This is a genomic window from Pseudomonas sp. TH49 (assembly GCF_016650625.1).
Lineage (GTDB): Bacteria > Pseudomonadota > Gammaproteobacteria > Pseudomonadales > Pseudomonadaceae > Aquipseudomonas > Aquipseudomonas fluorescens_H.
Window position 1 is genome coordinate 3588718 of sequence record NZ_JAEKFL010000001.1, and the last position, 12059, is coordinate 3600776.

The 12059-nt window shown below is 58.6% G+C and carries 16 protein-coding genes; 8 read left to right on the forward strand and 8 right to left on the reverse strand.

What is annotated here, in order from left to right; genetic code table 11:
- Positions 1-39: 39 nt before the first annotated feature.
- The 3 genes from JFU48_RS16330 (at position 40) to JFU48_RS16340 (ending at position 1709) form a co-directional block, all read left to right on the forward strand.
- Complete coding sequence (locus JFU48_RS16330; RefSeq protein WP_003226728.1) at positions 40-276, forward strand: glutaredoxin family protein; 237 nt, start codon at positions 40-42, stop codon at positions 274-276.
- A gap of 144 nt (positions 277-420) precedes the next feature.
- Complete coding sequence (locus tag JFU48_RS16335; protein WP_201136949.1) at positions 421-738, forward strand: transcriptional regulator; 318 nt, start codon at positions 421-423, stop codon at positions 736-738.
- A gap of 80 nt (positions 739-818) precedes the next feature.
- The gene (locus JFU48_RS16340) at positions 819-1709 is read left to right on the forward strand and encodes a pseudouridine synthase (protein ID WP_045122565.1); all 891 of its coding nucleotides are present in this window, start codon (positions 819-821) and stop codon (positions 1707-1709) included.
- Between the two features lie 77 nt (positions 1710-1786).
- Here the strand turns inward: JFU48_RS16340 and JFU48_RS16345 are convergent, their stop codons facing one another.
- The gene (locus JFU48_RS16345; protein ID WP_003226722.1) at positions 1787-2008 is read right to left on the reverse strand and encodes a YgdI/YgdR family lipoprotein; all 222 of its coding nucleotides are present in this window, start codon (positions 2006-2008) and stop codon (positions 1787-1789) included.
- Between the two features lie 77 nt (positions 2009-2085).
- Positions 2086-2688, reverse strand: a complete 603-nt coding sequence (mobA, locus tag JFU48_RS16350) for a molybdenum cofactor guanylyltransferase MobA (protein WP_201136950.1) — start codon at positions 2686-2688, stop codon at positions 2086-2088.
- 82 nt (positions 2689-2770) lie between these two features.
- On the opposite strand from mobA, the gene moaB reads away from it, so the two are divergent.
- Both moaB and JFU48_RS16360 read left to right on the forward strand, forming a co-directional pair.
- Positions 2771-3310: a molybdenum cofactor biosynthesis protein B gene (moaB, locus tag JFU48_RS16355; RefSeq protein ID WP_003226719.1), complete on the forward strand. Its 540-nt coding sequence runs from the start codon at positions 2771-2773 to the stop codon at positions 3308-3310.
- Positions 3294-4520, forward strand: coding sequence for a molybdopterin-binding protein (locus JFU48_RS16360; protein WP_201136951.1), 1227 nt, complete (start codon positions 3294-3296; stop codon positions 4518-4520). The genes moaB and JFU48_RS16360 overlap by 17 nt, the downstream gene beginning before the upstream one ends.
- Positions 4521-4578: 58 nt before the next feature.
- Here the strand turns inward: JFU48_RS16360 and JFU48_RS16365 are convergent, their stop codons facing one another.
- The gene (locus JFU48_RS16365; protein WP_177434688.1) at positions 4579-4887 is read right to left on the reverse strand and encodes a hypothetical protein; all 309 of its coding nucleotides are present in this window, start codon (positions 4885-4887) and stop codon (positions 4579-4581) included.
- A 318-nt stretch (positions 4888-5205) separates the two neighbouring features.
- Between JFU48_RS16365 and yegS the strand changes: the two genes are divergently transcribed.
- Positions 5206-6123, forward strand: coding sequence for a lipid kinase YegS (yegS, locus tag JFU48_RS16370; RefSeq protein ID WP_201136952.1), 918 nt, complete (start codon positions 5206-5208; stop codon positions 6121-6123).
- On the opposite strand, the gene JFU48_RS16375 is transcribed toward yegS, so the two are convergent.
- From JFU48_RS16375 to JFU48_RS16385, 3 genes are all read right to left on the reverse strand, one after another.
- Positions 6107-6766 carry a response regulator gene (locus JFU48_RS16375; protein ID WP_003226712.1) on the reverse strand — a complete coding sequence of 220 codons (660 nt, stop codon included), beginning with the start codon at positions 6764-6766 and terminating at the stop codon, positions 6107-6109. The two genes, yegS and JFU48_RS16375, sit on opposite strands and share 17 nt — an antisense overlap.
- Positions 6763-7656 carry a sensor histidine kinase gene (locus JFU48_RS16380; protein WP_103519693.1) on the reverse strand — a complete coding sequence of 298 codons (894 nt, stop codon included), beginning with the start codon at positions 7654-7656 and terminating at the stop codon, positions 6763-6765. Before JFU48_RS16380 ends, JFU48_RS16375 begins: the two co-directional genes overlap by 4 nt.
- A gap of 491 nt (positions 7657-8147) precedes the next feature.
- On the reverse strand, positions 8148-8618 hold the full coding sequence (locus tag JFU48_RS16385) for a hypothetical protein (protein WP_103483810.1): 471 nt from the start codon (positions 8616-8618) through the stop codon (positions 8148-8150).
- A gap of 454 nt (positions 8619-9072) precedes the next feature.
- Here JFU48_RS16385 and JFU48_RS16390 point away from each other — a divergent pair, with 454 nt between their 5' ends.
- Positions 9073-10008, forward strand: coding sequence for a chemotaxis protein CheV (locus tag JFU48_RS16390; protein WP_003226705.1), 936 nt, complete (start codon positions 9073-9075; stop codon positions 10006-10008).
- A gap of 200 nt (positions 10009-10208) precedes the next feature.
- Positions 10209-11015: an MOSC domain-containing protein gene (locus tag JFU48_RS16395; RefSeq protein WP_201136953.1), complete on the forward strand. Its 807-nt coding sequence runs from the start codon at positions 10209-10211 to the stop codon at positions 11013-11015.
- Between the two features lie 72 nt (positions 11016-11087).
- Here JFU48_RS16395 and ppnP read toward each other — a convergent pair whose 3' ends face one another.
- Entirely contained in the window at positions 11088-11372 is a 285-nt protein-coding gene (gene ppnP / locus JFU48_RS16400) for a pyrimidine/purine nucleoside phosphorylase (RefSeq protein ID WP_003226701.1), read from the reverse strand.
- A gap of 114 nt (positions 11373-11486) precedes the next feature.
- Positions 11487-12029 (reverse strand): exonuclease domain-containing protein, encoded by a 543-nt coding sequence (locus JFU48_RS16405; RefSeq protein ID WP_003226699.1) that lies wholly within the window; start codon positions 12027-12029, stop codon positions 11487-11489.
- Between the last annotated feature and the right edge of the window lie 30 nt (positions 12030-12059).

Genomic DNA, 12059 nt, shown 5'->3' on the forward strand with positions numbered 1-12059 from the left:
AGGCCTAGAATGAACGCTCACTTTTCCGGTTGAGCGATCATGCCTCCTGAATGTCAGTTGTTCGGCACCTTGGGATGCCATTTGTGTGAGTTGGCAGAAGACGAACTGATGCCGCTTGTCGAGCACGGTCTGCTGGTCGAACTGGTGGACATCGCTGAAAGTGAGCCGTTGGTTGAGGCTTATGGGCTAAGAATTCCGGTACTGCGCCGAATTGATACCGGGGCCGAGTTGGACTGGCCTTTCGACGCCGATCAAGTGGTTGCTTTCCTGCGTTGATCCTCGTTCCGCTGGTCACTCCTGCACAGGCAGTCCTTGGCACTCTAGGGTTTATTCGGTTACTGTATGTTCATACAGTAATTGGAAAGACCTGCTGCTTTTGATGACTTGAGCAGGTGAATCCGGCAGTCAGAGGGACGAACCGTGGTCAATGTCGAACAGTTGAAGAACAGCGTGAACCGGATGTCGGTTGACGTGGTGCGCGAGGCGGTCCTCGAGTTGCGCCTGGACGGGCTGGTCACGGAGGGCAAGACGCCTTTCAACAAACTGCATTTCAACACCTGTTTTGCCGAGATCGAGGCGCTGTTCCAGCGTGCCGGTTATCACAAGCAGCTGGATGTGGTCGGTTATCAGGGCTTGCTGTACGCCTTGTATGACCCGGGGCGCTGGGAGGCGGTCGATGTGCTGCGCTGGCTCAAGGAGTTCACCGAAGCCGCGGCGTTCAAGTCGATTCCGGCCTGAGCGGGCCGCAGATTCTGCGCTAGGTTCGTTGCGCTCAGTGTTGGATAATGCCGGCCTGCATTGAGGGTTCGAATTTCCGTATGTCCACACCAACATTTTCCGCTGCTCAGAATCAGGCCAGCACCCTTTACCTGCCTCCGGGTGCGTGGCTTACCGTGCTGGATTGCCTGTGTGAGCATTTCAGTGCGATCAGCCGGGAGCAATGGCTGGACAGAATCGCCCGGGGCCGGGTGCTGGATGGTCAGGGGCAGCCGATTGCGGTGGATCTGCCGTACAAGGAAGGTCTGCGCATTCACTACTTCCGCGAAGTGCCGGATGAAAAACCGATTCCGGTGCTCGAGTCGATCCTGTATGCGGACGAGCATCTGGTGGTGGCGGACAAACCGCATTTTCTGCCGGTGACACCGGCCGGTGAATACGTCGAGCAGACGTTGCTGCGCCGTCTGATCCGTCGCCTCGATAATCCGCATCTGGTGCCACTGCACCGCATTGACCGGCACACGGCGGGGCTGGTGATCTTTTCCGCCAACCCGCAAACCCGCTCGGCTTATCAGTCGTTGTTCCCGACCCGGCAGATCGATAAACGTTATGAAGCGATCGCCCGTGCGCTGCCGGAACTGGAATTTCCTCTGGTGCACAAAAGTCGCCTGATCGACGGCGAACCGTTCTTTCGCATGCAGGAAGGCCCAGGTGTCGCCAATACTGAAACGGCGGTGGAAGTCCGGGAAAAGAATGGTGATCTGTGGCGCTACGGCCTGTACCCGGTGACCGGCAAGAAGCATCAGCTAAGGGTGCATATGACCGCGCTAGGGGCGAGTATCTGTAATGATCCGTTCTACCCGGATGTGTTGAAAGACGTTGAGGATGACTATGCCAATCCGTTGAAGCTGTTGGCACAGGGGCTGCGGTTTGTCGACCCGGTGACCGGCGAAGAACGCGAGTTCGAAAGTCAGATCACCTTGCAGTGGTGACGCCATTCACTTTCCCCGCTCCCATGAAAAAGCCCGCATTAATGCGGGCTTTTCTGTATTCGGTGTCGACGTAAAGCTTACAGCTCTTTAACGGTACGAACCTGATCCTTGTTGATGCGGGTCTCTTTGCCGTCGAGTTGTTTGAACTCGTAGAAGCCCGAATCTTCATCGTATTTCGGGGTGTCGACGGCCTGGATTTCGCGACCGTCATTCAAGGTGATCACTGTTGGCGACGAGCAACCAGCGAGAGTTGCCAGGCCCAGTGCGAGCATGAAAGTGGCGAGGGTCCGTTGAGTCATGGGTGTGTCTCCGAATGGGAATACTTTGGTTACTGAGCTTGAGACGTGTACAAGGCGTGAGAGTTCCTTGAGTGCTGTCAGTCTGACACAGTGTTATGCGCATTTAACAGTTCGGGGGTGTTCAGGTTGGCCAGTCGCGGGTCATTGTCGGGGCATTGCAGGGCCGTCGCGCCGAGGTTGCGCATGACCCGGCCAGGGCTGCGTTCGCCGGTATTCCAGGCGGTTTCGAACACGGGCAGCAGCGCGACCGGAATCACACACAGCAGCGGTTCCCAATGGTCATCGTGACGCAGCATTAAAGGTTTGTCAGGAAACCGGCCGGCGGTTTCACGCATGTCCTGCAGCAGTGCTGCGTCGATTCGCGGCACATCGCAGGGCAGCACCAGCAAGTGCGGCAGGAGGGCGGCTTTGAGTCCGGCAAGGATACCGGCCAGAGGACCGGGAAAATCGCCCTCTTCATCGCTGACCAATTGATCGGCGTACGCGGCATAACGCTCACGATTGCGATTGCAGGAGATGATCAGATCGTCAGTCAGCGGCCGGACCTTGCGCTGCAGGTGCGCAATCAGCGGCTCACCCTGCCACTCGATCAGCCCTTTGTCCTGGCCACCCATGCGCTGGCCGCGTCCGCCTGCCAGGAGCAAAATGGAACAAGGGGGCAATGGCGTATTCGAGGTCATGGCAGCTCTCCAGCAGGGCGGCGAAAAATTCGGGCGCTGTGATATAACACCGGGCTGTTTCTCCTACAACTGGACGAGCCTAATGAAAGCCAAGGCCGATGTACCTTTTGCACCGCTGAACATTGCGGTGCTGACTGTCAGCGACACCCGAACCCTGGAAACCGACACATCAGGCCAGGTCTTCGTCGACCGTCTGACCGCTGCCGGCCACCGTCTGGCCGAGCGGGTCCTGCTCAAAGATGATCTGTACAAGATCCGCGCGCAAGTTGCCCACTGGATTGCCGAGGACGTGGTGCAGGTTGTGTTGATTACCGGCGGCACCGGTTTTACCGGGCGTGACAGCACGCCTGAAGCCGTGGCTTGTCTGCTCGACAAGCAGGTTGACGGATTTGGTGAACTGTTCCGCCAGATCTCGGTGGCTGATATCGGTACGTCAACCGTGCAGTCGCGAGCACTGGCCGGTCTGGCCAATGGCACGCTGGTGTGCTGCCTGCCAGGTTCAACCAATGCGGTGCGCACCGGTTGGGACGGGATTCTCGCCGAACAGCTGGACTCTCGGCATCGCCCATGCAATTTCGTACCTCACCTGAAACAGGCGGCGCCTTGTGAATCCCGTGGGTAAGCCGGGCAAGACTGGCAGTCTGATGCCTGTCGAGGAAGCGCTGGCCCGCCTGCTGGAAATGGCTGACGCTTCGCCGATTGTCGAGCGCGAGTTTCTGCCGTTGGCTGAAGTAGAGGGGCGGGTGCTGGGCGACGACCTGATTTCGACTCTGGATCTGCCGCCCTGGCCAAACAGCGCCATGGACGGTTATGCCCTGAATCTGGCGGACTGGACCGGCGAACCGCTGCCGGTCAGCCAGAAAGTATTCGCCGGGCAAGCGCCTGAGCCATTGAAGCCCGGTACCTGCGCGCGGATCTTCACCGGTGCGCCAGTGCCAGCCGGGGCCGATTGCGTGGAAATGCAGGAGAACGCCGAGGTTCTGACCGACGGCAGCGTGCGCTTCATCGAAACCATGAGTGTCGGTCAGAACATTCGCCCGCAGGGGCAGGAAACCACTGTCGGTGAGTTGATCCTGGCGGCAGGTACCCGACTGGGACCGATCGAGCAAGGTGTGGCGGCGTCGCTGGGGTGTGCCGGCCTGAATGTAGTACGCAAGGTGCGAGTCGCGGTGCTGTCCACCGGCGATGAACTGGTCGAGCCGGGTCAGCCGTTGGGGCCGGGACAGATTTACAACAGTAATCGGGTGGTGTTGTGCAGTTGGTTGCAGCGCCTGGGTTGTGAAGTGATTGATGCCGGCATTCTTCCGGACGATCTGGCCACTACGCGGGCGCGTTTGGGCGACTTGCGGGATGTCGACCTGATTCTGTCGACCGGCGGCGTTTCGGTGGGCGAAGCGGATTTTCTTGGCATCGCGTTGAGGGAAGAGGGCGAGCTGGCGCTGTGGAAGCTGGCAATCAAACCGGGCAAACCGCTGACCTTCGGGCATTTTCGCAAAGTGCCGGTCATCGGCCTGCCGGGTAACCCTGCTTCGACTCTGGTGACCTTTGCTCTGCTCGCGCGGCCCTATTTGTTGAGGCGTCAGGGCGTACAGGATTCAGAGCCTCTGAAGTTTACGGTGCCGGCAGGTTTCGTCTGGCCTGTGGCCGGCAATCGGCGCGAATACTTGCGCGGTCGACTCGAACAGGGGCGGGCAGTCATTTACCGCAATCAAAGTTCCGGTGTGCTGCGCAGTGCAGCCTGGGCGGATGGCCTGGTAGAAGTGCTGGAAGGCCGTACGCTGGCAGAAGGCGATGAGGTTGGGTTCATTCCATTGAGCGACCTGCTCGGCTGATCCGCGCCTGGTGACTGCAGGCTCGACCGATACCGAGTCGATGCCTGCATTTCTTCCGTCAATGGCTCATCAGTGTGACCAACTGATCGAACCGGCTGTTGGCAACCCATCCCAACAGTCCCAAGACCACCGCCGTAGCACCCGCCGAATAGGCGAGACGGTGCTTGATGGTCTTTACATCCCCGCGGACTTCGTCCATATCGCGACGAATGTATTTGAGGTGGGTTTCCAGTTCGGTCACGCGCGGTTCCATATCAACTTCTCCAGCGGTTCTGGCGTTTTTTTTGAAATCGGATTTGTGACTGGTGCGACTTTCACCGAGAGGGACAATCGGACTAGTTGGAATTTTGGCTTCATGGCTGGACATGGAAATGTCCATCGGCTGTTTCAAATGTAAGCGCGCTGGCCTTCCCGTCATTCCAACTGTCACCAGCACCGAGGGTGTATCCACTCATTACCTGCACGTCCTTGTGTTGTTAAATCGAAGATTGATACCACCTGCACACGGTGAATCAATGATCGAGTCTGGTCAATTGAGCCGATTCCTCACATATCGTAAGAAAAAATACCGCTGTGTAGGACTGCAACAGGCAATCGTTTGAATTAAATGGGATTGCCATGGCTTTTTTGCGGGTGCCAGAGGTCAAGATGTTTCATACCGATTCAACCGTGGGGAGTGACCGTTATGAGTGAGCGCAGGGCGCTGTTGATTTTGCATGGCAAGCAGGCACTCAATGAGGCGGTGCGCGCCGCCGTCGAAGCAAAGCGCGAGCAGGGCTGGGAGCTGGCAGTGCGTCTGACCTGGGAGGCGGGTGACGCTCAGCGCCTGGTGGAGGAGGCGCTGGCAGGCGGTTATCGGCAGATCATCGCCGGGGGTGGTGATGGTACGTTGCGGGATATCGCTGAAGCCCTGGCGGCGCATGCGCACAAGGCCAGTCTGGTGCTGCTGCCGCTGGGCACGGCCAACGACTTTTCCCGTGCCGCGGGGATCCCGCTGGAGCCGGCCGAGGCACTTGAGCTTCTCGATGTACCGCCGCGTGATATTGATCTGGGCGAAGTTGGCGGGCAGATTTTCCTCAACATGGCGACCGGCGGTTTCGGTAGCCAGGTGACGGCCAATACGTCCGAGGATCTGAAAAAAGTGTTGGGTGGGGCCGCCTATCTGTTCACCGGTTTATCGCGCTTCAGTGAGTTGCACGCGGCCTATGGCGAACTGCAGGGGCCGGACTTTCACTGGCGTGGCGAGCTGCTCGCGCTGGGTATCGGCAACGGCCGCCAGGCGGGTGGTGGACACGTATTGTGCCCGGAGGCGCTGGCGGATGATGGCCTGTTGGACATCAGTATTCTGCCCGCGCCACAGGAGTTGGTGGGCACGCTGAAGAATCTGCTCAGCGATGGTTTCGGCCTCGATAACATGTTTGTGCGCGCCCGCTTGCCCTGGGTCGAAATCAAGGTCGCCGAGGGCTTGAGCATCAATCTTGACGGCGAGCCGCTGACAGGCGAAAGCCTGCGCTTCGAGGCCCGTCCGGGAGCATTGCGGGTGCACTTGCCCGAGCATTCGCCGCTGTTGGGCAGTGCCCGGTCGGTCAGTCGTCCAGGCTGATGATCTGCTCGCGTACCGCGAACAGTACCAGGCCCGCCACGTCGTAGATCTGCAGGCGTTTCATGATCTGCGAACGATGGGTTTCGACAGTCTTGATGCTCAGGCCCAGACCGTTGGCGATTTCCCGGGTGGATTTGCCGCGCACGATCAACCGCAGGATTTCCAGCTGGCGTGCCGTCAGGTTGTGCGAGTCGGCCACTTCCGGCTGGTTTTTCTGCGTGCGGGTCAGCGCCTGGTTGATCACGGTGTGGGCGATCGCCGGGCTCAGGTAGCGTTCGTTGTTGCGCAGTGCTTCGAGGGCATGTTCAAGCTCGGTGGCCGTCGTGTCCTTGAGCAGATAACCGTGCGCCCCGGATTCCAGTGCCTGCATGATCAGCGCCGGATCGGTATGCATCGACAGGATCAATACCTTGCTTTGTGGCCGCACGCGCTTGAGCCGTTGCAGGGCTTCCAGGCCTCCGGTTTCCTTCATCGAGATATCCAGCAACACGATATCGGGTACCAGTTGCTCGACCATTTCGAGCAGCTGCGAGCCATCGCTGGCTTCGCCAACGACAGCGTAACCGGGAATGTCGAGCACCAGAGCACGCACGCCGGCCCTGATCAGCGAGTGGTCATCCACCAGAAGTAAGTTACAAGTCAACGCATAACCTTATTCGTACTGGCCCGCTCGAGTGCACGGGGCGCCCAGGGGAATAGTGCTTCGATTTGAGTACCTTTGCCCGGCTCGCTGATGACGTTCAGCGTGCCGCCCAACTGTTCGATCCTTTCGGCCATCCCGGCCATGCCGCGCTGTCCTTCCCGGCCCGGATCCGCAGCAGGCGCAAACCCTTGGCCATCGTCGCTGATCAACAGCGTCAGGCCTTGCGGCAGTCGTTGCACGCGGATCAACAGGTTGCTGGCCTGCGCGTGACGCAGAATGTTGGTGACCGCTTCCTGGGCAATGCGAAAGGCGGCGACTGCCATTTCTTCGGGAATCCCGTTGAGCCGCTGCTGGCAATCGAGGCTCCAGTGCACCGGCGTGTTGGCCAGAGTCTTGAGCAAGTGCGCACGCAGACTGGCCTCCAGCCCGAGGCTGGTCAGTTGGCGCGGATTGAGGATAGCCGACACGTCGCGCACCTTGTTCAGGGTTTCCTCAAGGGTGTCGCAGAGTGTCGAGCATTGCTCTTGCAGGTCTTGCGGCAGACGTCTTTTCAGCCATTCGCTTTGCAGCTTGGCCGCCGTCAGCAACTGACCGATATCGTCGTGCAGTTCGCGGCTGAGCCGGTGCCGTTCGTTTTCCTGGACTTCCAGCAAGCGGTCGGCGAGCTCCTGAGGCTGGAACTTGATCGATTTGCGTGACAGCCGATATTGCACCCAGACACAAGCGGTGGCGGCGATGTTCAACAGCAACAGACCGAGTGAGAGTGGCGCCGAAAAACCGTAGGTCAGCAAGCTGCCAACGGCTGCGCTGACACACAATATGAGAGTGAACCGGCGTGCATTTTCCCGGGAGGGTGGCCATGTGGTGATTGACTTGAGGCTGGCGTACATAACGGATGGAGCCAATAGATGTTCGCTGCGGGCAGACCGGCCGGTGGCGGGCGGATCTCTGTCTGAAAATGCTGTCAATTATGTTATTGATTTTAACCGGGGTCAGTGAACGACATTTGACCGCAAACTTCGATGGATGCCTGTCACTGAATCACTGTGCCATTAAATTGAAAGCAACTAATGGCCGGCATAATACCACTTAAGATACCGTTGGTCGCGTTTGCCATATATGTCCATTGAGTCATGAAAGAGGCCATGTTGGACGTGAGTTCCATAATGGAAAAGTCGCTTTATTGTGTTCGATAGATATCGATGTTGCTCGAAGTTGATCGTTACACGGACACAGGCAAACCCTGAGGCCGCAGGAAAATTTCCGCTGGTGTCAGGTGTGATTATTTAATTCGGTTTGTCGCTGGCAGGTATGAACTATTCAATTGCGACATTCAGCGATGCGGATCAGCTATCTGGATTCGTGCAATTTCAGCACTGAATCAGGCCTGCCGCTCCGAATAAGACATGAGTGACAACGGTTGAGTCGCAAGTGACGGCTGAAATTCGCCTTGACCTACCTGGAACGCGAAGGCTTCGATCAGGGAGGTCTGTTCGCTGGCATCCAGGCTCAACTGGCCAGTGTTCTGATCGACCAGTTCGATTTGCCAGGCCATCAGGGTGAAACAGTCTTTGAGCGCATCCAGAGCCTGTGCATGCAGGTCGATATGTTCCGGCGCGTGGTCGAGCAGGCTGTGAATATGCAGGGAAAACTCGGAGATCGCCTCCAGTGCCAACGCTTCTGCACGGCTCGCGAGCTTGAGCAGGGTGCTGCGCATGCAGTCGATGGCGTCCTTGTCGTTGCTGATCAGTTGCAGGTGGCTCAGGCATTCTTCGGACTTGGCCAGGAGTGTTTCAGCTTCGACGAGAAATTCGGGGAAGCGTTGTGCCCAGTCTTTGCGGTCGATTGGCATGCTTATCTCCACAGCGTCATGTCTGATGAGGGAATGCCGTGTGTGTCGACGATCATGAATCGTCGGGAGATCGCGCCCCACCGTGCAAGTGCACTGGCTGAGGTTTTCCAGAGGGTAAGGTTCCACTGACCTGCGATCGCACACAATAGCCTGACTCCGTTCATGCAATGAGAATGGCGTCACATTAATGGCTATTGGATATTGCGAACATCAGGTTGGGCCTGATTGTTACTAGGGGATTCCCTTACACGCGGGAACCTGTGACGCCAACCGTGGTCGCGCCAGAAGAGAATGTAGCAGATGAAAACACCGAGCCAGTAAAGCATGATGTTAATGTGACATCAATGCCTGTGTATGGCATTTTGATACTGATTTCTATGGGGATCAAGAATCGCCATAAACAGCCGATAACCCCTCAATAGTGAATTCATCAGAACAAGCCCAGGAGTCATTGATGGCCGGCATTCTCGACACGGTAGACCAACGCACGCAACTGGTGGGTGAGAATCGCCTGGAAATTCTCATGTTTCGACTGGCCGGACGCCAATTGTTCGCGATCAACGTGTTCAAGGTTCAGGAAGTTCTGCAATTGCCGAAGCTGACCCTGATGCCGCAGCGCCACCCGTTTGTCTGCGGCGTGGTCAACCTGCGCGGCCAGACGCTGCCGGTGATCGACCTGTCCCAGGCGATCGGCATGCGTCCGCTGGTGCCGGGCCCGAACAGCACCATCATCGTCACCGAGTACAACCGTTCGGTGCAGGCTTTCCTTGTCGGTGGCGTGGATCGCATCGTCAACATGAACTGGGAAGCCATCCTGCCGCCGCCGACCAGCGCCGGGCGCCAGCATTACCTGACCGCGATCAGCAAGGTTGACGATCAACTGGTGGAAATCATCGACGTCGAGAAAGTCCTCGCCGAGATCGTCCCGTATAACGCCAAGGTCTCGCGTGACAAGCTCGACGATCCGGTGCTGGAACGTGCCCGCGGCCGCGAAGTGCTGCTGGTGGACGACTCCAACGTAGCGCTGTCGCAACTGCGCGACACCCTTGGCCAGCTCGGGGTGAAGATGCACATCGCCAGTGATGGCCTGAAGGCACTGAACATGCTCAAGGCCTGGGCCGATACCGGGGTGAACATGACCGACAAACTGCTGATGGTGTTCACCGACGCGGAAATGCCGGAAATGGACGGCTATCGCCTGACCACCGAGATCCGCAACGACCCGCGCCTGCGTGGTCTGTATGTGGTGCTGCACACCTCACTGTCCGGCAGTTTCAACGACTCGATGGTGAAGAAGGTCGGCTGCGACAACTTCCTCTCCAAGTTCCAGCCGGACAAACTGGTTGATGTGGTGCGTCAGCGCCTGATGCTCGATGAAGTGCCAGCCTGACGAAACCCTGTAGCGAGGGGATTTATCCCCGATGGACTGCGCAGCGGTCCCGCTTCTTGATTCAGGTGGGGCCGCTTCGCGCCCCATCGGGGATAAATCCCCTCGCCACAAAGTTATCTTTTCAGGGGGGCGCGCATCTGTCTTTGATTCACAGATAAAGCTCGTATAGGGTGGCTTTTTTGCCCTTCAGGAAGCTGGACATGCTGCGTCTGAGTGCGCTTTATCGTTACCCGTTGAAATCCGGCAAGCCCGAGATTCTGCAATCGATTGGCCTGGATAAACTTGGCCTGGAAGGTGACCGACGCTGGATGCTGGTAGACGAGGCCAGCGGCCGCTTCCTGACCCAACGGGCCGAAGCAAAAATGAGCCAGCTGTCGGCGCTGTGGAATGCGCAGGGCGGTCTGACCCTCAGTGCGCCTGACCACACCGCGCTGGATATCCCGTTGCCCGAGGACGATGCCGAGCTGCGCGGCGTGACCATCTGGCGTGACACCCTGCGCGTGCCGGATGCCGGTGATGAAGCGGCCCGCTGGGTCAGCGATTTCATCGGCAAGCCGACCCGTCTGGTGCAGGTGCCACTTGATCGCGCGCGCATGACGCAGGCCGGTTATGGCCGCGAGGATGATCAGGTGGCATTCGCCGACGGTTTCCCGCTGTTGCTGATTGGTGAGGCGTCGTTGCAGGATCTGGTGCAAAAGGTCGGACGACCGCTGGAGATGTTGCGTTTCCGGCCCAATCTTGTGATCGAAGGCAGTACGGCGTTCGCCGAAGATGGCTGGAAGCGCATTCGCATCGGCGCTGTCGAATTCCGGGTGGTCAAGCCGTGCTCGCGCTGCATCCTGACCACCATCGATCCGCAGACCGGGGAGCGCAGTGCCGATCGCGAACCGCTGGCGACCTTGCAGAAGTACCGCGCCCAGGCCGATGGCGCGATGTTCGGGCAGAATCTGGTCAACGACAGCAATGGGCGACTGGAAGTCGGTATGCCAGTGGAAATCCTCGAATAATCGAGGCCAGAAATGAAAAATGCCCGTGTCCATGGACACGGGCATTTTTTTGCACCGGGAAAAGCCGTGGGCTTAGCCGCGGTATTCGCACAGGTAAGCGGTATCAACAGCGACTTTCAGCTGGAACTTGCTGTTGGCCGGTACGTTGAACTGGCTGCCGGCAGCGAAGGTTTCCCAGTCGCTGCTGTCCGGCAGCTTGACGGTCAGTGCGCCGGAGACCACGTGCATGATTTCGCGCTGAGCGGTGCCGAATTCGTATTCGCCCGGGGCCATGACGCCGATGGTCGCCGGACCTTCAGCGGTGCCAAAAGCGATCGACTTGACGGTGCCGTCGAAGTACTCGTTGACTTTGAACATGGGCGATTCCTCTTGAATGGGGCTTAAAAGGGTTAAAAAGGGCCGGCCAGTATGCACAAGGCTCCCGGCGCCGTCACCTGCCCGGGGCGTGTCCGGCGAGTTCTCGCCCTGACTTCAGAGTGGCAAGACCAGCGGCAGCAACCGCGCGGTGTTGCGCGCATCTTCCAGGGCCCGATGCTGTTGACCGCTGAACTGCATGCCGGCCAGTTGCAGCGCGCCGTTCAGGCCCAACGGTCGTTCCAGTCGCCGCGCCTTGGCAAAGCGCTGTTTGAGGTTCATGTGCTGCACCCGGCTCAGTACGCTGTCGAGTTGCAGGCGTTGCCATTCCTGAAGCAATTGCTTGCGGTCGTAATCGCCCCAACTGGCCCAGCCCTCGAGGCGCGTCTGGTGTTGCCCGAGCCAGCGTTCGAACGCCGGCCAGACTTCGCTCAACGGCTGCGCGGCGTCGATGTTGGCCTGGGTGATATGCGTGAGTTCCCGACAGAACGGCGTCAGCAACGGCCGCCGGGTCGGTTTGACGAACCGCTGAAAGTGATCCTGCTCGCGACCGGCACGATCGACCAGCGTCGCGCCGATTTCGATGATTTCCATTTCCGTAACCGGCCAGCCACCTTCATCTGTGGTGGCTTCCAGATCAATGACCAGCCAATGGGGCATCGCAGGTTTCCTGATTTACGCGTCCTGATA